Below are 23,054 nucleotides of genomic sequence, written 5' to 3' on the forward strand. Positions count from 1 at the left end.
TCATTCCTCAGTTTGTTGAGCCGGCTTCACCCAGCGCCATTGCGTCACCGGCATGGCCGGCCGCCAGCCGGTCATCCGGCCGACGGGCGCGGCCCGCGCGATATCGATGCGGATCAGCGACCCGCCGAGGCGGGCGTGACGGGCAAGAAGCACGGCTTCCATCTCCGTCGTCACTGCATTGGCGACGAGCCGCCCGCCGGGCTTCAGGCCGGCAAGCACCGCCTCCATCACCCCCGCCTCGCTGCCGCCGCCGCCGATGAAGATGGCGTCGGGCGCGGCAAGCCCGGCCAGTGCCCCGGGCGCGGTGCCTTCCACGACGGAAAGCCCCGGCACGCCGAAGCCTCGCGCATTGCGGCGGATGCGGGCGGCACGCTCCGGATGACCTTCGATGGCGATCGCCCGGAGCGAGGGGTCAGCCAGCATCCACTCGATGCCGATCGAGCCCGAGCCCGCGCCGATATCCCACAAGAGCTCGCCGTGCCGGGGCGCGAGCGCCGAAAGCGTCAGCGCGCGGACCTCCCGCTTGGTGATCTGGCCGTCATGCTCGAAAAGGCCGTCGTCCAGGCCCGACGTATAGGGGAGGATCCGCGCGCCCTCGCCGGCCACGACCTCCACGGCGCAGACATTCAGCATGTCCGCGTCCGCAAGGGCAAAGCGGTCGGCCCGGTGGCTGCTCACCCGTTCCCGCGTGCCGCCGAGGGCCTCCAGCACGGTCAGTCGCGAAGCGCCGAAGCCGCTCTCGGCCAACAGGGCCGCGAGATCAGCCGGGCCATCGCTGTCCGAGGTCAAAGCAAGGATGCGGCTGCCGGGATGAAGATGCGGACGGATGAGATCGATGGGGCGGCCATGCAGGGAGACGCAGACCGTATCCTGCAGCGCCCAGCCCAGGCGCGATGCGGCGAGGCTGAAGGAGGAGGGGGCGGGGAAGACACGCATTTCCGCCCGCGCGATGCGCCGGCAAAGCGTGACGCCGACGCCATGGAAGAAGGGATCGCCCGAGGCGAGCACCGCGACGGGCCGCCCCCGCGCCGCCAGCACCGCCTCGATTGAACGCTCGAAGGGGCTGAGCCAGGCATGCCGCTCGCCGCGGATCGCCGCATCGGCAAGCTCCAGATGCCGCGCGCCGCCGAAGACCATTTCGGCGCCGGCGATGGCGGCCTTGGCCTCGCTGCCGAGACCGGCTAGACCATCCTCGCCGATGCCGACGATGGTGAGCCACGGGGCGGGCAAGGGAGCTGGATCAGGCGTGGACAAGAGACGCATCCTCATTCTGGGCGGCACGGCCGAGGCGCGCGACCTTGCGGCCCGGCTCGCCGGAAGGGCCGATCTTGCCGTCACGCTGTCGCTCGCCGGCCGCACGCTCGATCCCGCGCCGCAACCGGTGCCGGTGCGTAGCGGCGGCTTCGGCGGCGCCGAGGGGCTTGCCGCCTATCTTCGCGGCGAGGCCATCGATCTCGTCATCGACGGGACCCATCCCTTCGCAAGGCAGATCTCCGCCAATGCCCGCGCCGCAAGCGAAGCCACCGGCATTCCGCTGCTGTGGCTGGAGCGCCTCGGCTGGGAGGAGACGGAAGGCGACCGCTGGACGCGCGTCGCCTCGATCCCCGAGGCCGTGGCGGCGCTGGGCACGGAGCCGCGCCGCGTCTTCCTCGCCATCGGCCGGCAGGAGGCGAAGGCCTTCGACGCCGCCCCGCAGCACCACTATCTGGTGCGCAGCGTCGATCCGGTCGATCCGCCGCTCGATGCGCCCCATGTCGAATACCTGCTCGCCCGAGGGCCCTTCGCCGTCGAGGCGGACGTAGAATTGCTGCGCGACCGCCGCATCGAGGTGATCGTCAGCAAGAATTCCGGCGGCGACGCCACCTACGGCAAGATCGTCGCGGCGCGCATCCTCGGCCTGCCCGTCGTGCTGGTCGAGCGGGCGGCGAAGGGCGATGGCCACCAAGCCGGAACGGTCGAGGAGGCGTTGCGGCTTGCCGATCATCTGCTCGGCGCCTTCAGGAAGCGCGGCGTATAGACGAGGTCAGGCAGGTCGGGCCGCGCGATGATGCGGGTCTCCGGCGAGCCGATGACGACGCAGGTCGCCATGTCAGCACGCTCCGCCTCTGCTTCTCCAAGCGGCATGACCAGCATGCGCTCGTCCGCCCGGCCGGCGGCGCGGCCGAAAATGACGGGCGTTTGCGCCGGCAGGACCCCTCTCAATATCTCGAAGGCCTTGCCGAGCTGCCAGGGCCGCGCCTTGCTGATCGGATTGTAGAGCGCGATGACGAGGCCCGCTTCGGCAACCATGCGCAGCCGCTTTTCGATGATCTCCCAGGGCTTCAGGTTGTCCGACAGCGAGATGGCGCAGAAATCGTGGCCGAGCGGCGCGCCGATGCGCGCGGCGACCGCCAGCATGGCCGTGACGCCCGGCACGACGACGAGATCGACGGACTTCCATTCCTCCGGCCCGGCATCGATGGCCTCGCAGACCGCCGCCGCCATGGCGAAGACGCCCGGGTCGCCGCCCGAGACGACGCAGACATTGACGCCCGCCGCAGCCCGTGCCAGTGCCGCTTCGGCGCGGTTCAGCTCCTCGCGGTTGTCCGAGGCGACCTTGACCTGGTCAGGCCGAAGGTTCAGCCGGTCGATATAGGGGAAATAGCCGAAGAACTCCGTCGAGGCCTCAACCGCGCGAAGCGCCTCCGGCGTCATCTGGTCCGGATTACCGGGGCCGGTGCCGATCACATGCAGCCTGCCGGTCATGGGCGGCCGCTCCAGCCGGGCACGAGCACCAGCGAGAAATAGGGCGCGGTATCGTCGAGCTTTTCCGAAAGCCGCATGGACTTGCCGGCCGGCGTCGTGCCGCGCTCGACATAGACCGCCTCGCCGAGCCGGCCGGCATTGGAAAGCGCCCGGCGGATCTTCGGCAGGTTGCGGCCAACCTTCATGATCACGGCGGCCTCGGTATCCCCGAGACGGCGCGACAGCTGCTCCTCGCCCATCGTGCCCGGCAGCACGGAGAGCACGTCGTCGCCCTGCACGATCGGCAGGCCCGAGAGCGACCAGCAGCCGGACATGGCGGTGATGCCGGGAATGACCTCCGTCGAGAAGCGGCCGGCGAGGCGCACATGCAGGTGCATATACGAGCCGTAGAACATCGGGTCGCCTTCGGACAGGATCGCGACCGTGTGGCCGGCGGCAAGATGCTCCGCGACGGCAACGGCAGAGGCATTATAGAAGGCCGTGATCCGGCTCTTGTAATCCTCGTGCTCCTTGTCGATCTCGACCGTCACCGGATAATGGAGCGGCAGCTCCACCATGCCGGGCTTGAGCAGGCCTTCGACGATGGCGCGCCCGTTGCCGGTGCCGCCGGCCTTGGCGAACCAAGCCAGCACATCGGCCTCGCCAATGGCGCGCACGGCTTTGAGGGTCAGGAGTTCCGGATCGCCCGGGCCTGTGCCCACGCCGTAGAGTTTTCCCGTCATGGTCATACTCCCGGCCTTGCCAGCGCATTGAGCGCGGCCGCTGTCATGGCGCTGCCGCCGAGGCGGCCGCGCACGATGGCGAAGGGCACGCCATAGGAATTTTCCGCCAGCGCCTCCTTCGATTCCGCCGCGCCGACGAAGCCGACCGGCATGCCGAGGATCGCCGCCGGCTTCGGCGCACCGTCGCGCAGGAGTTCGAGCAGGTAGAAGAGCGCCGTCGGTGCATTGCCGATGGCGACGACCGAGCCGGCCATGCGCTCCAGCCAGAGGCGGATGGCCGCGGCCGAGCGGGTATTGTCGATCTCTTTGGCGATCTCCGGCGTGCGCGGATCGCGCAGCGTGCAGATCACCTCGTTCTCCGCCGGCAGGCGGGCGGCGGTGACGCCGCGGGCGACCATTTCGGCATCGCAGAAGATCGGCGCGCCGGCCTGAAGCACCGCGCGGGCCGAACCCACGAAGTCCGGCGAGAAGACGAAATGCGCCGCCGCCTCGACAAGGCCGGCGGCATGGATCATGCGAACGGCGACGTCCGATTCCGCCTCGGAAAAGCGCGAAAGATCGGCTTCGGCGCGGATGATCGCGAAGGATTTCTCATAGATGGCCGTGCCATCCTTCATGTAGTCGTAGTCTGTCATTGCTGGCCTTGATATGCGGAAATAAGGGCGGCGGGCGCTGTGCGGTCGATGAGGCTCTTCGCCGTCTCGCCCTCCATGCGACGCGCGCGCAAAAGAGTGCCGATGCGCTGGATCGCCGGCCTGAGGTCGCCGGCGGGCAGGGTGGCGGCGGGCGCATCGCTTGCCCGCCCATCGAGGACGAACCCGACGCCGGCGGCCGTGCCGCATAGCGTGACGGCGGCGCGCGCCGGATGGGCGCAGCCCTTCGGGCAGCCGGAAATGTGCACGTCGAGAGAACCGTCCAGCAGGCCTCCCGCCTCCGCTACCACGGCATCGGCCGCGGCACGGGTATCGAAGCGCGCCGAGGCGCAGCCGGCGGCACCGGCGCATATCGAGATGAAGCGGCCGGGCGCGGTCTCCGCGCACCAGAAGCCTTCGCGGTCCGCACAGGCTTGAGCGGCCGCCAGCCTCTCCCCGGAAAGCCCGCGCACAAGAAGCGCCCGATGCGGCGCGAGGCGGAATTCGGAAGCGCCGCAGGCGGCAAGGCCCTGCACGAGGGCGGCAAGTCTGTCGGCCTGCACCTGACCGTAGGCGGGGGCGATGCCGAGCAGGCTTTCGCCGCCAATGTAGTGAATGCCGAGGGGGTGGCTGGGAAGAACCTCGGAGAAGGCCGCTTCCGGAACCGTGCCGAACTGCGCGGCAAGCACCGCCGCATCGAGGTCGCGCCCTCGGGCGGCCGGGCCGATGGCGGCAAGGGCGGTGACGACCGCCATCGCGCCGGCGATGACGCGCTCCGGCGGAAGCACCGCGACCGGCCGCGCCGTCCGCCGGTCGCCGCCGACCGAAAGCCGCCATCCCGCACCATCGGCAAGCGCGTCCAGCCGGATATCGGCCACCATGTCGGCAAGGGAAAGCACCCCGCCGCCATCGACGACGATGGCGAGCTTGGGCGCGAGCGTGAGCGAGGCCGCGGCGATCGCCTTGCGCAGCGCATCGGCAATCAGTGTCGCATCGGCGATCTCGGAAGGATCGATGCCGGACAGCGGCGGGATCTCGATGGCGACGCCCGCCTGCGGCACGATGCCGGCGGCGGCAAGCCCTTCGGCAAGGCGCGGCACCGAGGCTTCCGTCAGGCCGCGAAGCTGGAGATTGCCGCGGGCGGTGATCTCGATGAGGCCGTTGCCGTGCTCGCGGGCGAGGCCGGCAAAAGCGAGCAGGTCTTCGCCCGTCAGCGCCGGAGCGGCCGGGCGCAGGCGCACGAGGAGGCCGTCGCCGGTCTGCATCGGCGCGGAAAGCGACGGGCAGGCGCCGCGGCGCAGGGCGCTCGTTGCGAAGGCCGTCATGCGGCTTCCTCCTCGCCGGCCGGACGGCGGATCAGGTAGGTGTCCATGATCCAGCCGTGCTCCTCGCGCGCTTTGGCCCGGGTTTCGGTGATGGCCTCAGCCACGTCGGCAAGCTTGCCGGACAGCAGAATTTCGTGCGGCGTGCCGAGATAGGCGCCCCACCAGATCTCCGCCTCGGGATCCGTCACCGTGCGGAAGGCCTGCACGCCGTCCAGCATGACGAGCGCATCGCGGGCGGATTCCGGCCAGCCTTCCGCAAGGCGGCGGCCGGTGGTGATCTCGACGGGCAGGCCGATACGGTTGAGCGCGATGCCGTGGCCGGCACAGAGCGCCTGCACGCTGGTGATGCCGGGAACGACCTCCGTGCCGAAGGCGACGCGGCCGACGTCGCGCACATGCCCGACGATGCGCAGCGTGCTGTCGTAAAGCATCGGGTCGCCCCAGACGAGGAGGCCGAGCGTCTGATCCTCGCCGAGCTCGTCCAGCAGCGTGCGCTCGTAGATGGCGGCGATGGCGCGGTGCCAGTCATGGACGCCGTCCTCATAGGAGCCGTCGGCGCGGCGTACCGGCACGGCATAGTCGAGGATGCGGCAGGCGGGGTTTTCCAGAAAACGGTCGCAGATTTCACGGCGCACCTCGGCAAGATAGGCCTTTTCTGCACCCTTGGTGGGGATGAGCAGCACATCCGCCCGGTTCAGCGCCTTGATGGCCTGAACGGTCATGTGCTCGGGATTGCCCGCGCCGATCCCGATAACCAGTATCTTCCTCAAAATCCGTCTCCCGTGCGGCTGGCGCTCCCGGCTTGCGGCCCGGTCTGGGTCCCGCACCCCTTCCTAACGCCAAACGCCACCGGAAAACAGTCCCCGATTGTCGCAAGCCTTGGCTCAAGCCGCCTTGCGACTCGTGAGGTAGGCGAGCGGCGAGGTGCCCAGCATGCGGCGGAACATGGTGGTGAAGGCCGGCACGCTCTCGTAGCCGGCATCGAGCGCGACGCGCGTCACCGGCTCGCCGGCGGCAAGGCGCGGCAGGCAGGCGAACAAACAGGCCTGTTGCCGCCAGGTGACGAAGCTGACGCCCATTTCCTGCCGGAAGAAGCGGGTGAAGGTGCGCCGGCTCATGTTGAGGCGCCGCGCCCAGTCGTCGATCTTCGCCGTCGGCGAGGGCTGGTCGACGAAATCGCGGCAGAGGCCGGCCAGCCGTCCGCTCGCAGGAAAGGGCAGGCCGAGCCGGCGCTCCGGCAGGCGGCCGATCTCGTCGAGAAGCAGGGCCATGATCAGCTCCGCCCGCCCGCGCTCCTCCGCCGGCGCGCCCTGCCGCACCACTTCGGCGATGAGCTGGCGGGCAAGATCGGTCACCTCCAGCACGGTCGGCTCCAGCGTGGCGGCGCGGCCCTCGGGCGAATAGATATAGACCGAGCGCATGCTGACATCGCTGTACATCTCGACGGAATGCTCCAGCCCGCGCGGAATGACGAGGGCATGGCCGGGCGGGATCATCCAGCGGCCGCGATCGGTCGCAACCAGCACGACGCCGGAAAAGACGCAGAGGAACTGCGTGCGGCGGTGGCGATGTCGCGGCACGGTATAGCCGCCCGGAATATCCGAACTGTGGACGAGGATATCCTCGTTGGATTGCTCCATGCGGGCGAGGTTGCGGATGTGGTCGGCATCCAGCGCCCTGAGGCGCGCAGCGTTGAGTTTTTCCATTTTGGCCCACTCGCGTAAGAAATGGACCTCACCACAAAAGCAGGCCGCAAGCAATCCTTGTATTTCAGCAAAAATCGCCGATCTGGCGGATCATTTCGAGGCCAATATGTCGACTGTCGTTCCTGCGGCGCCGCGCAGCGCCGCCGCCACCACCTATTCCATCATCGTCGCCGTCAGCGCGTGCCACATGCTGAACGACATCATGCAGTCGCTGCTGACGTCGCTCTATCCGCTGCTGAAGGAGAACTACGCGCTCGATTTCGTGCAGATCGGCCTGCTCACCATGGCCTTCCAGGTCACGGCCTCGCTGCTGCAGCCGGCCGTCGGCATCGTGACGGACCGCTGGCCGATGCCGTTCTCGCTGCCGGTCGGCATGGGCAGCACCTTCGTCGGGCTGATCATGCTTGCCTATGCCCATTCCTTCCCCGTGCTCGTCTTCGGCGCCTGCCTGATCGGCCTCGGCTCGGCGATCTTCCACCCGGAATCCTCGCGCGTCGCGCGCCTCGCCTCCGGCGGGCGGCACGGCCTTGCGCAGTCCATGTTCCAGGTCGGCGGCAATGCCGGCACGGCGATGGGGCCGCTGCTCGCCGCCTTCATCGTGCTGCCCTTCGGCCAGACGAGCGTCGCCTGGTTCTCGGCCGTCGCGCTTGTCGGCATGGTCATCCTCACCTGGGTCGGCAACTGGTATGCCGGCGAGCGCCGCCTTGCCGCCGGCCGGCCGGCCGCCAGCCGCGAGCTGCCCCTGCCGCGCGGCAGGGTCGCCTGGGCGCTCGCCGTCCTCGTCCTGCTGACAACGACGAAGAACGCCTATCTCGCCAGCATTTCCAGCTACTTCACCTTCTATACGATCGAGCGCTTCGGCCTCGACGTGCAGCAGGCGCAGCTCATGCTGTTCCTCTTCCTCGGCGCCTCCGCGCTCGGAGTCTTCATGGGCGGCCCGATCGGCGACCGGCTCGGCACGCGCTTCGTCATCTGGTTCTCGATCCTCGGCGTCATCCCCTTCGCGCTGATGCTGCCCTATGCGAACCTCTTCTGGACGGGCGTCCTGACGGTGCTGATCGGCCTGATCTTCTCCTCGGCCTTCTCCGCCATCGTCGTCTTCGCACAGGAACTGGTGCCGGGCCGCGTGGGCATGATCGCCGGCATCTTCTTCGGCTTCGCCTTCGGCGCAGGCGGCCTCGGCGCTGCGCTGCTCGGCGGCGTCGCCGACAGCCACGGTATCGAGTTCGTCTACAAGGTCTGCTCCTACATGCCGCTGCTCGGCATCCTCACGGTCTTCCTGCCGCGCCTGCCGGCAAAGCACTGAGGCCCTCCACCTCAAGCAGAAACGCCCGGCTCTCGCCGGGCGTTTTCGTTTCGGGACGGTTTTCAAAGCCCGAAGGCATCCTTGAACTGGTACCACCAGGAGCCGATAGTCGAATATTGCGCGCGGAACATCCGCCCGCCCGGGAAGGGGATCCAGGGCAGCTTCTCGAACTGGCTGAAGCGCGACAGGTCGCCGTGGATCGCCTCGCTGAGGATCCTGCCGAAGAGATGCGAGCCGGTGACGCCGTGGCCGCTGTAGCCATGGGCGAAATAGGTGTTCTTGCCGATCTTGCCCATCTGCGGCACGCGCGAGAAGGAGAGCGCGAAATTGCCGCTCCACGCATAGTCGATCTTCACGCCCTTGAGCGACGGGAAGACCTTTTCGAGGTTCGGGCGGATCTTCGCGCGCACATCCGCGGGGTCCGTGCCACCATAGACGGTGCCCCCGCCGAAGATCATGCGCTTGTCGGCCGACAGGCGGAAATAGTCGAGGATGTAGCGCACATCCTCCACGCACATGTCGCTCGGGATCAGCGCGTCGGCGCGCTCGCCGAGCGGCTCGGTGGCGATCATCTGCGTGGAGACCGGCATGACGCGCGAGACGAGCTTCGGCACGACATGGCCGAGATAGGCATTGCCGCAGATGACGGCGGTATTCGCCGTCACGCTGCCCTTTGCCGTGTGGATCACCGGCTTTTCGGCCTCGTGCTCGACGCGGATGACGGGCGACTGCTCGTAGATCACGCCGCCGAGCGATTCCAGCGCCTTGGCCTCGCCGAGCGTGAGGTTGAGCGGGTGCATGTGGCCACCGGTCGTGTCCAGCATGCCGCCGATATAGGCGTCGGTATCCACCAGCTTGCGCATGGCCGCCTTGTCCAGCATCTGGTGGTCGTCCATGCCGTAGCTCTTCCACAGCGCCTTCTTGTGCTCCAGCTCCTTCATGTGGGCGGGCGTATAGGCGGCGTAGATGTTGCCGTTCTTCAGGTCGCAATCGATCTCGTATTGCGAGACGAGGCGGCGGATGATCTTGCCGCCTTCCTGCACGAGGCTGCCGACGAAGGCGCCGGCCTGGTCGCCGTAGCGGCGCTTGATCGTGTCGAGGCTGGCGTTAAGGCCATTGACGACCTGCCCGCCGTTGCGCCCGGACGCCCCCCAGCCGATGCCCGCGCCCTCCACCATCACCACCTTGTAGCCCTTTTCGGCGAGGTGGATGGCGGTGGAAAGGCCGGAATAGCCCGCGCCGAGCACGGCGACGTCGGCCGTGACCGCGCCTTCCAGCACCTTCGGCGTGCGGATGATGTTGCGGGAGGCGGCGTAGTAGCTGTCGGGATAGGCGCCGTTGCCGGCATAGGACTGGTTGTTGGCCATCAGACGATTTCCAGATAGGCGCTGAATTCGAAGTCGGTCACCTGTTCGGCAAAACCGGCGATTTCCTGCCGCTTGCAGGCGATCAGCATGGAGCGGAGGTCCTGGTCGAAGATCTCCGAGACGATCGAGCCGTTCTCGAACGCGGTGACGGCCGAACCCCATTCGCTCGGGATACGCGGCAACTGCGAGAGATAGGCCCGGCCCGAGACCGGCGCCGGCGGCTCCCACTTGTTGCGGATGCCGACGAGGGCGGCGCCGAGAATGCCGGCCATGACGAGATAGGGATTGGCGTCCGCGCCGGCGACACGATGCTCGATGCGCCGCGCCTTGTTGTTGCCGCCGGGAATGCGGATGGCGGCGGTGCGGTTCTCGTAGCCCCAGGAGATCGAGGTCGGCGCATGGGTGTCGGGGCGCAGGCGCCGGTAGGAGTTGTAGTGCGGGGCGAAGAGCAGGGTCGATTCCGCCATGCCGCGCGTCAGGCCCGCGACCGCATGCTTCATGATCGCCGACCCCTCGGCGGTGCCGTCGTCGAAGACATTGTTGCCGTCCTCGTCGATCACGCTGAAATGCATGTGCATGCCGCTGCCCGAGCGCATGCCGTAGGGCTTGGCCATGAAGGTGGCGGCAAAGCCGTGCTTGCGCGCGACGCCCTTGATGATGCGCTTGAAGAACAGCGCGTCGTCGGCCGCCTTCAGCGGATCGTCGGAATGGATGAGGTTGATCTCGAACTGGCCGATGCCGTTTTCGGCGACCGCCGAATCCGCCGGCACGTTCTGCCGCTCGCATTCCGCATAGACGTCGGAGAAGAACTGGCCGAAGTCGTCCAGTTCGTCGATGGAGAGGATCGCGTCGGAATCGAGGCGCTTGCCGGTATAGGGCGAGATCGGCGGCTCGGCATGGTCCGGCTCGGCGTCGATCAGGTAGAATTCCATCTCCGAGGCGACGACCGGGCGAAGGCCAAGCTCATGATACTGCCGCACGATATGGGCGAGCGCCTGGCGCGGATCGGCAAGGAAGGGATCGCCGTTCTCCTTGAACAGCCAGAGCGGCACGACGGCGGAAGGCTTCAGCGTCCAGCTCACGGGCAGCGCGCCGCGGCCGGTCGCCGCGCAGATGCCGTCCATGTCGCCCGAGGCGAAGACATGGCTGGAGCCGACGATGTCCTCGCCCCACACGTCGACGCCGACGATGGAGAGCGGCATGCGGATTCCGCCTTTCAGCACCTTCTCCGCCTGCCCGACGGGAACGCGCTTGCCCCGCAGGATGCCGTTGAGGTCGCAGACGACGGCCTGGATGCTTTCCACGCCATCGGCATTGATCAGCCATTCGGAGTCTTCGTTGAGCGTCATGATCCCCTATCCATATCACATAATTATTTTTGTGATCACATTTTGCAGATATGCACACTTTCTTGTCGCCGGTCAAGCTGCTAGAACCTGTCACAAAGGCAGGGCAGCACGCCATAGCCTGTCACAGGAGGGATGGATTGGGCAACTTGGCGCTTGAGCCGCTGGCACGGCCGGAAGGCATGACGACGCATGAATATGCGCATCGGCGCCTGCGCCAGGCGATCATGGTGGGCTCGATCCGGCCGGGAGAATCGCTGACGATCCGCGGCATCGCCGAAGCCATGGAATCGAGCCCGACGCCGGTGCGCGAGGCCTTGCGCCGCCTTTCCTCCGAGGGGGCGCTGCGCGTTCTCGACAATCGCCGCATCATGGTGCCCCGCATGACGGCCGACCGTTTCGGCGAACTCGTCGCGCTGCGCGCCATGCTGGAGCAGCACGCCGCCCGCAGGGCCGTGCCGCACATCACCGAGCGCTGCATCGACCGGCTCGCCGAGATCGACAAGGCGCAGGACGAGGCGATTTCCCGCAAGGACAAGGCGACGGCGCTGCTGCTGAACCAGGAATTCCATCGCACGCTCTATACCGCCAATCCCGAGCAGGTGATCATGCCGATGGTGGAGAGCGTCTGGCTGCAGCTCGGCCCCTTCCTCGGCATCGCCATGGAGCATGTCGCCCAGCTCTATTTCGTCGACCGCCACCAGGAGGCGATCGCGGCGTTGCGCAAGCGCGACGAGGATGCGGTTGCCGCCGCCATCAAGGCCGACATTTCCGAAGGGATCGGCGGTTTCGAGCGCTCGGCCATCGAGAACCTGCTGCGGCTTGCCGGCCAATAGCCTGCGCGGCTGTTGCCTTGCCCGAGGCGCCGATGCATTGATGGGCGAGGTAGAATCCTCGGGGCATGCAGATGAAGACGGATGTCATTGTTCTCGGTGCGGGCGTGGTCGGCATTTCCACCGCGATCCACCTGGCGCGGCGCGGCAAGTCGGTTGTGCTGGTCGACCGCCGCGGGCCGGCGGAAGAGACTTCCTACGGCAATGCCGGCCTCATCCAGCGCGAGGGCGTCTATCCCTACGGCTTCCCGCATGATTTCGGCGCGCTCTTCCGCTATGCGCTGAACAACACGATCGACGCGCATTACCACCCCTCGGCGATCCCCGGCATCATTCCTTTCCTTGCCCGCTACTGGTGGCATTCCGGCTTCCGCCAGCACCAGAGCATCGCCCATCTCTATGCCCCGCTCATCGAGCATTCGATCAGCGAGCATGCCGACCTGATCGCCGCCTCCGGCGCCGACGACCTCATCCGCAAGGACGGCTGGATGAAGGTTTTTCGCACGGAGAAAGAGCGGGACAAGGCCTATGCGGAAGCGGAGAAACTTTCGGCCAATTTCGGCGTCAACCACCAGAAGCTGACGACCGCCGAGGTCTCCGCCGCCGAGCCGCATATCCGCGCGGAGCTGACCGGTGGGCTGCGCTGGACCGATCCCTGGTCGATCCGCGACCCGCAGAGCCTGCTGAAGCGCTACCTCGCCTATTTCCAGTCGCTCGGCGGCATGCTGAAATCCGGCGACGCGGCGACCATCGAACATGTACTCGAAGGCGAGGGCTGGCGCATCGCCACGCCGGAAGGCCCGCTGGAGGCGAAGGATGTCGTCGTCGCGCTCGGCCCCTGGGCCGATACGGTGACACGCAAGCTCGGCTACCACTTCCCGCTCGCCGTCAAGCGCGGCTATCACATGCACTACGGCGCGGAGGAAGGCGCGACGCTCAACAACTGGGTGCTCGACGCCGAGCGCGGCTATTTCCTCGCGCCCATGCTGCGCGGCATCCGCCTCACCACCGGCGCGGAATTCGCCCGGCGCGATGCGCGCAAGACCCCGGTCCAGCTTCGCCGCGCCGAAAAGGTCGCCCGAGAATTCTTCCCGCTCGCCGAACGCCGCGACGAGGAACCCTGGATGGGCGCCCGCCCCTGCACGCCGGACATGATGCCGATCATCGGCAAGGCCCCGCGCCACGCCGGCCTCTGGTTCGCCTTCGGCCACGCCCACCACGGCATGACCCTCGGCCCCATCACCGGCCGCGTTCTGGCAGAGAAGATGCTCGGCGAGCGGACGACGATCAATATCGGGCCGTACCGGCCGGAGCGGTTCATCGCCTGAAGGTGACGAGCCTTGCTTTGGTTGAACTTGGCCGCCTCGCTCTTCCCGCTCACCCCTCGCCTAGCGCCGGATCCGCGTCGACAGGATGATCGACGACAGCGTGCGCTCCACGCCGTCGATGGCGCCGATGCGGTCGATCAGGTGATCCAGCTCCGCAATCGACGTAGCCTCCACCACGGCGATGAGGTCGAAGCTGCCGCTGACCGAATGGAGCGTGCGCACGGCGGAAATGGCGTGCAGGTCCGTCGTGATGCGGGCGAGGGTCTTGGGTGCGATGGTGATCAGCACGTGGGCCTTCACCATGCCGCTCTCATAGGCATCGGACAGTTTTACGCCGTAGCCGGCGATCACGCCGTCGCGCTCCAGCCGGTCGATCTTGGCCTGCACGGTGGTGCGGGACAGGCCCAGCTTGCGGGCGATGGTGGCCGTCTGTTCGCGAGCGTTCTCGCTGAGAATGGCGAGAAGTTCGCGATCCTTGGGTCCCAACGTCGAAATGCTCATTTTTACCGTCGTTCTGCCGATATCGATGGCGCATTATGCCAGATGTGGCGCTTTAAATCGACAGTACCCGCCCTCAAAATAGGCGCATCAATTCATGCCGGAGGGTAATCACATGAAGGACATCGTCGTCATCGGCGCAGGCAAGATCGGTTCGACCATCGCGCGCATGCTGGCCCATAGCGGTGACTACCGCGTCACCGTCGCCGACCGCTCGGAAGAGCAGCTGGCCGCCATCGAGCAGCACGAGGCCGTTTCGACCGCCGTCGTCGACATCGCCGATGCTGCCGCCATGAAGGCGCTGCTCACCGGCAAGTTCGCCGTTCTCTCGGCTGCCCCCTACCACCTGACGGTCGCGATCGCCGAAGCTGCCGCCGCTGCCGGCGTGCACTATCTCGACCTCACGGAAGACGTCGAATCCACCCGCCAGGTCAAGCGCATCGCCGAGAACGCCAAGACGGCCTTCATTCCGCAGTGCGGCCTCGCACCGGGCTTCATCTCCATCGTCGCCAACGACCTGGCAAGCCGCTTCGACACGCTCGACAGCGTTCGCATGCGCGTCGGCGCCCTGCCGCAGTACCCGTCCAACGCTCTCAACTATAACCTGACCTGGAGCACGGACGGCGTCATCAACGAATATATCGAGCCCTGCGAAGCCATCGTCGAAGGCGCGCTGATCGAGGTTCCGGCCCTCGAAGAGCGTGAAGAATTCTCGCTCGACGGCGTCACCTACGAAGCCTTCAACACCTCGGGCGGCCTCGGCACGCTCTGCGAGACGCTGAAGGGCAAGGTTCGCACGCTGAACTACCGCACGATCCGCTATCCGGGCCACGCCGCCATCATGAAGGCGCTGCTCAACGACCTCGGCCTGCGTCATCGCCGCGAAGTCCTCAAGGACATCTTCGAAAACGCCCTGCCGACCACCACACAGGACGTCGTGATCATCTTCGTGACCGTTTCCGGTCGCAAGGGTGGCCGCCTGATCCAGGAAACCTACGCCAACAAGGTCTACAGCGCTCCGGTCGCCGGCGCCCTGCACTCGGCCATCCAGATCACGACGGCCGGCTCGATCTGCGCCGTGCTCGACATGCTGGCTGACGGCTCGCTGCGCGCCGAAGGCTTCGTTCGCCAGGAAGAAATCGCCCTCGACGCCTTCCTCGCCAACCGCTTCGGCCACTACTACGCCCAGGAAAACCGCGGCGCGCACGCCGCCTGATTTTCCCGACTTCTTCAACGCCCCGGCCAGACCGGGGCGTTTTCGCATCGTGGCCCGGCCGCGGGGAAGAGAGAACGCCAGCAAGGCGCGAACAGATAAAAATGGGGCCTCTTCGAGGCCCTTTTCTTTTGCAATCAGGCAGCGCTCGGCCGAAAGGCGATCACGCCCTCCGTCCGCGACCGCACGGTCGGCGTCGCAACGCATGTCGCGACCGCCTCGTAACCCCGCGCGCCCTTGTGGGGTGCCACGACCATCGGCATGTCGTGATTGGCCGGGCAGTAGAGGATGGTTTCGTCCGCGCAGATATCCGTGAGGTCGAGGATCGACGAGGAGCGCGTGAGCAGGAACAGCGGGCGTTTCCCGAAAGGCCGGCTTCGCAGATAGCGTCGCAGCACCTGCTGCGTGGCCTGATCCAGTCCCTGCTCGACCATGTCGATGACGAGGGCCGCTGCCTGCGAGGTTTCGATGGCGCGGATCAACGCCGTCAGGGCCGGCGAGGCGTTCGCGCCCTGCTCGACAAGCCGGCGAAGATGGTTGTCGCTTCGCGCCTGTGCTGCCGCATCGCTGTCCGCCAGCCGCTCCAGACCGATAAAGGCGGCATCCGGCAAGGCTTCGGCAATCGCCTGCGCCAGCCGCGTCTTGCCGCTTCCCAAGGGGCCGGTGATGTAGGTGACCGGCTTGATGGCCGGGAGGTCGAACCGCTCGCCGCCCCAGGGCCACGGCAATTCCAGCGAGATCGTCCTCTCCGCCACCGATACCGTTTGCTTTCGCACCGCCTCGACCGATCGCACGGTCTCGGCCAGATCATCGAGCTGGCGTTCGAGGCCGGCTTGATGGGCGGCGAGCGCGGCGCCGAGATTGTCGCCACCGGCCGACAGGACAGCCTTGATCTGCGCAAGGCCCATCCCGAGCCGCCGCAAGGCGGCGACTTCCCTTGCGCGGGCCAGTTCGGACGGACCGTATATCCGCCAGCCGGCGGCCGTGCGCAGCGGCGCCAGCAGTCCATTCTGCTCGTAGAGCCGGAGCGCCTTGGCCGAGACGCCGAGTTCCCTTGCCGCTTCAGCGGCGGTCAGATGAAGGCTGGACCTGCGCACGAATCACCTCCCTGTCGTTCACCACCCTTTTATGCGGTCGGCCCCCGGGGCTGGGTCAAGCAGACGTTTCGGCAAAGAAAAACCCGCCGCAGGCTGGCTGCGGCGGGCCGAGAAGGCGAGGTGCGCGGGCAGCTCAGGAGAGCCGTGCGCAGGCCTCTGCGATGCGCTTCAGCGCTTCCGTCAGTTCCGCTTCCGACGTGGCGTAGGAGATGCGGAAATAGGGCGAGAGGCCGAAGGCCGAGCCCGGGACGACGGCGACATTCGCGTCTTCGAGGAGGTAATCCGTGAAGTCGCTGTCGGCCTCGATGCGCTTGCCCTTCGGCGTCGTCTTGCCGATCACGCCGGCGCAGCCGGAGAAGGTGTAGAACGCGCCTTCCGGGGTGCGGCAGGCAAGGCCGGGAATGGCGTTGAGCGCGGAGACGACGAGGTCGCGACGGTGTTTGAAGCTTGCCTGGCGGTCCTTCAGGAAGTCCTGGGGGCCGTTCAGCGCCTCGACCGAAGCGGCCTGGCTGACCGAGGACGGGCAGGAGGTCGCCTGGCTCTGAATCACGGCCATCGCCTTGATCAGCGCCTTGGGGCCGCCGGCATAGCCAATGCGCCAGCCGGTCATCGCATAGGCCTTCGAGACGCCGTTGATCGTCAGCGCGCGGCTTTTCAGGCGCGGCTCGATGGCGACCGGGGTCACGAATTTGAAGCCGTCATAGACGATGTGCTCGTACATGTCGTCGACCATCAGCCAGACATGCGGATGGCGCAGCAGCACGTCGAGCAGCGGGCGGTAGTCGGCCTCGCTGTAGGCGGCGCCCGACGGGTTCGACGGCGAGTTGAAGAGCACCCAGCGGGTCTTCGGCGTGATCGCCTTTTCCAGCTGTTCGGCCTTCAGGCGGAAGCCGGCTTCCGCGTCGCAGGGGATCAGCACCGGCACGCCGCCGCAGATTTCCACGATGTCGGAATAGGACGTCCAGTAGGGCGTCGGGATGATCACCTCGTCGCCCGGATTGACCGTCGCCATGAAGGCGTTGAAGAGGATCTGCTTGGCGCCCGTCGCGACGGTGACTTCGTCGATTGCGTAATCGACGCCGTTCTCGCGGCGGAATTTTTCGGAAATTGCCTTCTTCAGTTCCGGCGTGCCGTCGAGCGCGGTGTACTTGGTGTCGCCCTTGTCGATGGCAGCCTTGGCGGCGGCCTTGACGTTGTCGGGCGTATCGAAGTCAGGCTCGCCGGCGCCGAGGATGATGACCGGCAGGCCTTCCTTCTTCATGGCGCTCGCGCGGGCGCCGATCTGCAGGATTTTCGAAACGCCGATGGCGGCGATGCGCGAGGCGGGCACGAAGCCCGCCTCCTCGATCTTGGTCTGGCTGTTCATGGTCGGTTACTCGATGTCGCCCTTATTCGATATCAAAGGAGACGCCCTGGGCGAGCGGCAGTGCCTTCGAGTAGTTCACCGTGTTGGTGGCGCGGCGCATATAGGCCTTCCAGGCGTCGGAGCCGGATTCGCGGCCGCCGCCGGTTTCCTTCTCGCCGCCGAATGCGCCGCCGATTTCAGCGCCCGAGGTGCCGATATTGACGTTCGCGATGCCGCAGTCCGAACCGTCGGCCGACAGGAAGCGCTCGGCTTCCTGAACGTTGAGCGTGAAGATCGACGAGGAGAGACCGGCCGAAACGGCATTGTGGTCTTCCAGCACGGCTTCGAAGTCGGAATACTTCATGACGTAGAGGATCGGCGCGAAGGTTTCTTCGAGAACCGGGCCGGCCTGCTTCGGCATTTCGACGATGGCGGGCTTGACGTAGTAGGCCGTATCCTTGCCGGCTTCGGTGACGCGCTCGCCGCCGGTGACGGAACCGCCCTCGGCCTTGGCCGCTGCGATTGCCTTCTGCATGCCGTCGAAGGCCTGCTTGTCGACCAGCGGGCCGACGAGAGCGGAGGTTTCCAGCGGGTTGCCGACGGAAACGCTGGTGTAGGCCTTCTTCAGGCGCGGAACGAGCTGGTCGTAGACGCTGTCATGCACGAAGAGGCGGCGCAGCGTCGTGCAGCGCTGGCCGGCGGTGCCCATGGCGCCGAAGGCGATGGCGCGCAGCGCCATGTCGAGGTCGGCCGAGGGGCAGACGATGCCGGCATTATTGCCGCCGAGCTCGAGGATCGAGCGGGCGAAACGCTTGGCGAGGCGCGGGCCGACTTCCTTGCCCATGCGGGTGGAGCCGGTGGCCGAGACGAGCGCGACCTTGTGGTTGTCGACGAGGGCTTCGCCGATGGCGCGGTCGCCGATGAGGACCTGCGACAGGTTCGCCGGCGCATCGCCGAAGCGGGCGAGCGCGCGCTCGAAGATCGCCTGCGAGGCGAGCGCCGTCAGCGGGGTCTTTTCAGACGGCTTCCAGACGATGGAATTGCCGGCGACGAGCGCAAGCGCCGCGTTCCACGACCAGACGGCGACCGGGAAGTTGAAGGCCGAGATGATGCCGACGACGCCCAGCGGGTGCCAGGTTTCCATCATGCGGTGGCCGGGGCGCTCGGTGGCGATCGTCAGGCCGTAGAGCTGGCGGGAGAGACCGACGGCGAAATCGCAGATGTCGATCATTTCCTGCACTTCGCCGAGGCCTTCGGAGGTGATCTTGCCGGCTTCGATGGAGACGAGGCGGCCGAGATCGGCCTTGGAGGCGCGCAGCTCTTCGCCGAGCAGGCGGACGAGTTCGCCGCGCTTGGGAGCCGGAACGAGACGCCAGGCCTTGAAGGCTTCGTGGGCGGCGTCGATCGCCTTGTTCGTCTCGGCGGCGGAGACGGTCTTCAGCTTGCCGATCTCTTCGCCGCTGACCGGGCTGAAGGAGGCCATGTCGCCACCCTGCCAGGCCGCGCGGGCAACGCCGAGCTTGTCGAGAAGGGCTGCGGTTTCGGTTTTCACGTCGACTTTCGTCATCGGGTATCTCCCTGTTGCATCTCAGAAGGTGATGGCGCCGAGCGGGCCCGGCGAAGTGATGGTTTTCAACCCGGCCGCAAGCCTGCGGATCTCGTCCGGGGTGTATCTGTCGTAGAAGGCCTGGTTCTTGCGGCCGATGGCGTGCTCGGCGGAAAAGCTTCCCTCGAACCGCTCGACCGCGACGGTGAAGACCCATTCGCGCAGGTCCGCCTCGAAATCGGGATCGGCAAGGCGCGGATCGTCCTTCGCCACGACGAGGTTGAAGTGCACGCCGCCATCGCCGATATGGCCGAAGTCGCAGATCGTCACGTCCTCGAAGTGATCAGGCATTTCCGCCTTCATATGGGCGAGGAAGGGCATGATGTCACCCCGGCGGAAGGCAAGATCGAAGGCGATCAATCGCCCGCTATGCTTCACGCCCTCGGACAGCGCATGGCGCAGCGCCCAGATCTCGTGCGGCGGGCCGACGAAGGCGTCAGCCAGCGGCGCGTCCTCCCGCTCCCAGATCGCGGCCAGGACTTCCTCCAGCACCGCGTCGAGCGGCTGCTCGCCCTCGCGCGGCGGGGTGGAGCGGGAGATTTCCGCGAGGATCACGAAGTCCGGCACGATGCCGCCCTGGAAGGGATTGCGCAGCGAGGGCACATGATCGAGCGCGGCGCGCACGGCATTGCCGGACATGCCCTCGAAGGCTGAAAGGTAGCTGCCGAGCGCATCTTCCATGGCGACCAGCAGGGTCGCGACCTGTTCTTCCGAAGCCGGCACGAGGAGCGCCGTCGCCGACTGCTTCGGTGCGGGCTCGAGATTCAGCACGCATTCGGTGACGATGCCGAAGGCGCCGGAGGTGCCGATGAAGAGCTGCTTCCAGTCGATGCCGGTATTGTTCTTGCGCAGGCCGGACGAGAGGTCGAGCACGGTGCCCGCCTCGTCGGCAAGAACGACGGTGAGACCGAGCGTGTTGCGGCGGACATCGCCGTAGCGCAGGAAGCGCGAGCCGCCGGTATTCGTCGCGATCATGCCGCCAAGGCGCGGATCGGCGCCGAGGTCGATCGGGAAGAAGAGGCCGGCCTCTTCCAGCCTGCCATTGAGATCGGAAAGGCGAAGGCCCGCGCCTGCCTTCACCGTGCGGTTGACGCGGTCCAGTTCGAAAGGCGCGGTCAGGCGGTCGAGGCTGAGGATGCCCTGGCTTCCGCTCCCGTCCGGCGTCGAGCCGGAAACGAGGCCGGTATTGCCGGATTGCGGCACGAGGGCGATGGCGTTCCGCACGCAATAGGAAACGACGGCGGAGGTTTCCGCGGTCGTCGCCGGGCGGGCGACGAAGGCGGCGCGTCCCTTGTCGTAGCGCGCGCCGGTCTCGTAAGCGGCCATGTCGGCGGGCTCGGTGAGAAGACCCTTCTCACCGACGAGGCTTTTCAGCGCTTCGATATGCCCTGCCTCGATCATGCTGGCGTCCATTATTCCGCGGCGGCCGCCATGTTGACGATGCCGAGGCACATTTCAAGCGAGGCGCGCTGGATGCCGGCATAATGTGCGAATTCATCCAGCACCGCGCCGCCGAGATCGCGCTCGAACACCACCTGGTTGGGGCTTGCGACGAAGTCCTGCGTCGCATCGTCGCCGAGGTTCGACTGGAAGATGCCCGCGGCGCTGACCGGCAGGAAATCCTCGTAGACGATCGGGTCGAACTGGATGAGGCCGGCTTCGATGGCGGTTTCCAGATCGGCGTTGCGACCGGTGACGGACATGCCCTTCTCCGTCAGCGAATAGCGGAAATAGCCGAGGCCCGCCTTGCGGATACCGTCCCAGTCGTCCGGGAAGGCCTTGAAGACGTCGGCGAGCGCCGCCTCGTAGTCGCCGGCATTGGAACCGTCGGCGGCCGGGCGCACGCGGGCGCGGGTCTCGTTCAGCAGCTGGTCGTAGAGCGCGCGGCCCTTCGGCGTCAGCGCCACGCCGCGCTGCTCGATCTCGCCGAAGCGGGCGGTGTGCGAGCCCTCCTGCCAGCGTCCGTCCTCACCGATAAAGGAAACGGCCTCTTCCAGCGCCTTGAATGAGGTCTGGCGCAGGAGGATCGGGCACTTGCGGGTCGGCGGGCCCTCGACGACGGCCTTGGGGGCGATGCCCTCTTCCGGCATGCGCGCCTGCACCTTGTCGATGTCGAGCGTGCGCGGCGTCAGGTGGTTGATATGCGGGCCCTTGAAGGAGACGACGTCGGCGACCAGCCGGTGCGCGTCGTGCAGGCGCCTGTACATGTCGGCGCTGACGATGGCGTGGTCGTGCCAGCGGAAGGTTTCCAGCACTTCCGCGACGAGACGGGCGGCATCGACCGCATTGAGGCCGCCGTCGCGCTCGGCCTTTTCGACCAGCGCAACCGCCTCGTCGGTGAAGATTTTCCGGGCCGCCAGAACCGCGGCCGCTTCCTCGCGCAGCGCGGCATCGGCGATGAGATCGAGGCGCAGCAGCGAGGTGAAGACGCGGAACGGGTTGCGGCTGAGGCTTTCCGCGCCGACCGGACGGAAGGCGGTGGAATGAACCGGCACGCCGGCCGTGGAAAGATCGTAGTAGCCGACCGGGAACATGCCCATGACGGCGAAGACGCGGCGCATCATGGAAAGCTCTGCCGGCGTGCCGAGACGGATGGCGCCGTGGCGCTCCTCGGAAATGCGCTCCAGCGAATCCGTCGCGTCGAGACGCGCCTTCAGATGCGGGTCGGCGGCAAGCGTCTCCGCGTTCACATCGGCGACCAGCGACATCAGCGTGCCATAGGCCGGAACCTCGTCGCGATACATGGCGGACATGGCGGCAGAGAAATCCGCGCGGATCTTGTCGGCAGAAACCTGTGCATTTGCTTTCATGGCGAACAGTCTCGTCTCATGGTTGCGCAATTTCCGCCGGAAAAGCGCTCACACTTTTCCGGAAATTGCTTTAGAAGGGTGGGAGGCCCTGATCATTCTCAAAACGGATAATACCGGATCGTTTCTCCAAGCGATTGCGACCGTTCTGACTATGTTGATGCGAGGAATGAATGAAGCTCAGTCGCAGGCTGATCCCGGACGTCACCACGCTGCAAGCGTTCGAATGCGCTGCCCGCCACGGCAGCTTCACGCAGGCGGCGCATGAACTGAATCTCACCCAGAGCGCCGTCAGCCGCCAGATAAAGGACCTCGAGGAACAGCTCGGCGTTCTGCTCTTCGAGCGCGTGCGCCAGCGCGTCGTGCTGTCCGACGACGGCCGCCGCTTCCTGCCGGAAGTGCGCAAGCTGCTGCACCAGACGGAAGAGACCATGCTGCGCGCCATGGCGTCGGCCTCCTCCGAGCACAGCCTCGCCATCGCCACGCTGCCGACCTTCGGCAGCCGCTGGCTGACGCCGCGCATTCCGGGTTTCCTCGCCGAAAATCCCGGCACGATCATCAACATCGCCTCCCGCTCGGCGCCGTTCGATTTCGACGAGGAGAATTTCGACCTCGCGATCCATTACGGCCAGCCCGTCTGGGCCCGCGCGGCCTGCTCCTATCTCTGCAGCGAGGAGATTCTGCCGGCCGCAAGTCCCGAACTCCTGAAATCCTGGAGCCTTGCCGAGCCGAAGGATCTGGAGAAGGCGCCGCTGCTGCATCTCGCGACCCGCCCGAAACTCTGGGCGCAATGGTTCGAGCTGAACGGCGGCTCGGCCGACACCGCCTATCGCGGCCACCGCTTCGACCAGTTCGCCATGGTCATCGAATCGGCCGTCGCCGGCCTCGGCTTCGCGCTGCTGCCGAAATATCTCATCGAACAGGAGCTGGAGAACGGCCGCCTCGCCGTCGTCTTCGACCGCCCGATGCAGACCGAGAACAGCTATTATCTCGTCGTGCCCGAGGGAAAGCTCGAAAACCCGCTGAGCCAGGCCTTTCGCGCCTGGATCGCCAAGGAGGTTCCCTGAGGGACCTGCGCGACGGCTTGATGCGGCGGGGGCATGACCCCGTTCGCATTTTTTGCTTTAGTCATGGTGGCACTTGGCCGATTGTGCGAGGGAAGATCTTCCTCCTTTAAA

General features: G+C 66.8%; 21 protein-coding genes. 6 read left to right on the forward strand and 15 right to left on the reverse strand.

Annotated features, from left to right (window positions below):
- Window positions 1–1,263, reverse strand: coding sequence for a precorrin-6y C5,15-methyltransferase (decarboxylating) subunit CbiE (gene cbiE, locus ShzoTeo12_RS15480; RefSeq protein WP_318910259.1), 1,263 nt, complete (start codon window positions 1,261–1,263; stop codon window positions 1–3).
- On the opposite strand from cbiE, the gene ShzoTeo12_RS15485 reads away from it, so the two are divergent.
- Window positions 1,247–2,017: a cobalt-precorrin-6A reductase gene (locus ShzoTeo12_RS15485; RefSeq protein WP_318910260.1), complete on the forward strand. Its 771-nt coding sequence runs from the start codon at window positions 1,247–1,249 to the stop codon at window positions 2,015–2,017. The genes cbiE and ShzoTeo12_RS15485 overlap by 17 nt on opposite strands.
- Here ShzoTeo12_RS15485 and ShzoTeo12_RS15490 read toward each other — a convergent pair.
- From ShzoTeo12_RS15490 to ShzoTeo12_RS15515, 6 genes are all read right to left on the reverse strand, one after another.
- Entirely contained in the window at window positions 1,981–2,745 is a 765-nt protein-coding gene (locus ShzoTeo12_RS15490; protein WP_318910262.1) for a precorrin-3B C(17)-methyltransferase, read from the reverse strand. The two genes, ShzoTeo12_RS15485 and ShzoTeo12_RS15490, sit on opposite strands and share 37 nt — an antisense overlap.
- On the reverse strand, window positions 2,742–3,473 hold the full coding sequence (locus tag ShzoTeo12_RS15495) for a precorrin-2 C(20)-methyltransferase (protein WP_318910263.1): 732 nt from the start codon (window positions 3,471–3,473) through the stop codon (window positions 2,742–2,744). The genes ShzoTeo12_RS15490 and ShzoTeo12_RS15495 overlap by 4 nt, the downstream gene beginning before the upstream one ends.
- Window positions 3,470–4,102, reverse strand: a complete 633-nt coding sequence (locus ShzoTeo12_RS15500) for a precorrin-8X methylmutase (RefSeq protein WP_318910264.1) — start codon at window positions 4,100–4,102, stop codon at window positions 3,470–3,472. The genes ShzoTeo12_RS15495 and ShzoTeo12_RS15500 overlap by 4 nt, the downstream gene beginning before the upstream one ends.
- Window positions 4,099–5,424 (reverse strand): precorrin-3B synthase, encoded by a 1,326-nt coding sequence (gene cobG, locus ShzoTeo12_RS15505; protein WP_318910266.1) that lies wholly within the window; start codon window positions 5,422–5,424, stop codon window positions 4,099–4,101. The genes ShzoTeo12_RS15500 and cobG overlap by 4 nt, the downstream gene beginning before the upstream one ends.
- On the reverse strand, window positions 5,421–6,194 hold the full coding sequence (cobF, locus tag ShzoTeo12_RS15510; RefSeq protein ID WP_318910268.1) for a precorrin-6A synthase (deacetylating): 774 nt from the start codon (window positions 6,192–6,194) through the stop codon (window positions 5,421–5,423). Before cobF ends, cobG begins: the two co-directional genes overlap by 4 nt.
- Window positions 6,195–6,308: 114 nt before the next feature.
- On the reverse strand, window positions 6,309–7,130 hold the full coding sequence (locus tag ShzoTeo12_RS15515; RefSeq protein ID WP_318910270.1) for a helix-turn-helix transcriptional regulator: 822 nt from the start codon (window positions 7,128–7,130) through the stop codon (window positions 6,309–6,311).
- 106 nt (window positions 7,131–7,236) lie between these two features.
- On the opposite strand from ShzoTeo12_RS15515, the gene ShzoTeo12_RS15520 reads away from it, so the two are divergent.
- Window positions 7,237–8,436, forward strand: coding sequence for an MFS transporter (locus ShzoTeo12_RS15520; protein ID WP_119257874.1), 1,200 nt, complete (start codon window positions 7,237–7,239; stop codon window positions 8,434–8,436).
- A gap of 62 nt (window positions 8,437–8,498) precedes the next feature.
- Here the strand turns inward: ShzoTeo12_RS15520 and ShzoTeo12_RS15525 are convergent, their stop codons facing one another.
- Window positions 8,499–9,803, reverse strand: a complete 1,305-nt coding sequence (locus ShzoTeo12_RS15525) for an NAD(P)/FAD-dependent oxidoreductase (RefSeq protein WP_119257875.1) — start codon at window positions 9,801–9,803, stop codon at window positions 8,499–8,501.
- On the reverse strand, window positions 9,803–11,152 hold the full coding sequence (locus ShzoTeo12_RS15530; RefSeq protein ID WP_318910273.1) for a glutamine synthetase family protein: 1,350 nt from the start codon (window positions 11,150–11,152) through the stop codon (window positions 9,803–9,805). The genes ShzoTeo12_RS15525 and ShzoTeo12_RS15530 overlap by 1 nt, the downstream gene beginning before the upstream one ends.
- Before the next feature lie 179 nt (window positions 11,153–11,331).
- Here ShzoTeo12_RS15530 and ShzoTeo12_RS15535 point away from each other — a divergent pair, with 179 nt between their 5' ends.
- Complete coding sequence (locus ShzoTeo12_RS15535) at window positions 11,332–11,985, forward strand: GntR family transcriptional regulator (protein WP_245424875.1); 654 nt, start codon at window positions 11,332–11,334, stop codon at window positions 11,983–11,985.
- A gap of 71 nt (window positions 11,986–12,056) precedes the next feature.
- Window positions 12,057–13,310: an FAD-binding oxidoreductase gene (locus tag ShzoTeo12_RS15540; RefSeq protein ID WP_318912464.1), complete on the forward strand. Its 1,254-nt coding sequence runs from the start codon at window positions 12,057–12,059 to the stop codon at window positions 13,308–13,310.
- Between the two features lie 60 nt (window positions 13,311–13,370).
- Here the strand turns inward: ShzoTeo12_RS15540 and ShzoTeo12_RS15545 are convergent, their stop codons facing one another.
- Window positions 13,371–13,811: an Lrp/AsnC family transcriptional regulator gene (locus tag ShzoTeo12_RS15545; RefSeq protein WP_119257878.1), complete on the reverse strand. Its 441-nt coding sequence runs from the start codon at window positions 13,809–13,811 to the stop codon at window positions 13,371–13,373.
- 112 nt (window positions 13,812–13,923) lie between these two features.
- On the opposite strand from ShzoTeo12_RS15545, the gene ShzoTeo12_RS15550 reads away from it, so the two are divergent.
- A complete protein-coding gene (locus ShzoTeo12_RS15550; protein ID WP_318910275.1) occupies window positions 13,924–15,024 on the forward strand; it encodes a saccharopine dehydrogenase family protein in 1,101 nt (366 codons plus the stop codon).
- Between the two features lie 134 nt (window positions 15,025–15,158).
- Here the strand turns inward: ShzoTeo12_RS15550 and ShzoTeo12_RS15555 are convergent, their stop codons facing one another.
- From ShzoTeo12_RS15555 to ShzoTeo12_RS15575, 5 genes are all read right to left on the reverse strand, one after another.
- Complete coding sequence (locus tag ShzoTeo12_RS15555; protein ID WP_318910277.1) at window positions 15,159–16,118, reverse strand: MerR family transcriptional regulator; 960 nt, start codon at window positions 16,116–16,118, stop codon at window positions 15,159–15,161.
- Between the two features lie 133 nt (window positions 16,119–16,251).
- Window positions 16,252–17,484, reverse strand: a complete 1,233-nt coding sequence (locus ShzoTeo12_RS15560; protein WP_318910279.1) for a pyridoxal phosphate-dependent aminotransferase — start codon at window positions 17,482–17,484, stop codon at window positions 16,252–16,254.
- Window positions 17,485–17,506: 22 nt separating this feature from the next.
- Window positions 17,507–19,030: an aldehyde dehydrogenase family protein gene (locus ShzoTeo12_RS15565; protein WP_318910280.1), complete on the reverse strand. Its 1,524-nt coding sequence runs from the start codon at window positions 19,028–19,030 to the stop codon at window positions 17,507–17,509.
- 21 nt (window positions 19,031–19,051) lie between these two features.
- On the reverse strand, window positions 19,052–20,470 hold the full coding sequence (locus tag ShzoTeo12_RS15570) for an FAD-binding oxidoreductase (protein ID WP_318910281.1): 1,419 nt from the start codon (window positions 20,468–20,470) through the stop codon (window positions 19,052–19,054).
- A gap of 11 nt (window positions 20,471–20,481) precedes the next feature.
- Window positions 20,482–21,879 (reverse strand): VOC family protein, encoded by a 1,398-nt coding sequence (locus tag ShzoTeo12_RS15575; RefSeq protein ID WP_318910282.1) that lies wholly within the window; start codon window positions 21,877–21,879, stop codon window positions 20,482–20,484.
- Between the two features lie 170 nt (window positions 21,880–22,049).
- Here ShzoTeo12_RS15575 and ShzoTeo12_RS15580 point away from each other — a divergent pair, with 170 nt between their 5' ends.
- The gene (locus tag ShzoTeo12_RS15580; RefSeq protein WP_318910284.1) at window positions 22,050–22,943 is read left to right on the forward strand and encodes a LysR family transcriptional regulator; all 894 of its coding nucleotides are present in this window, start codon (window positions 22,050–22,052) and stop codon (window positions 22,941–22,943) included.
- Window positions 22,944–23,054 lie beyond the last annotated feature (111 nt).

It is taken from the genome of Shinella zoogloeoides, assembly GCF_033705735.1.
GTDB lineage: Bacteria > Pseudomonadota > Alphaproteobacteria > Rhizobiales > Rhizobiaceae > Shinella > Shinella zoogloeoides_A.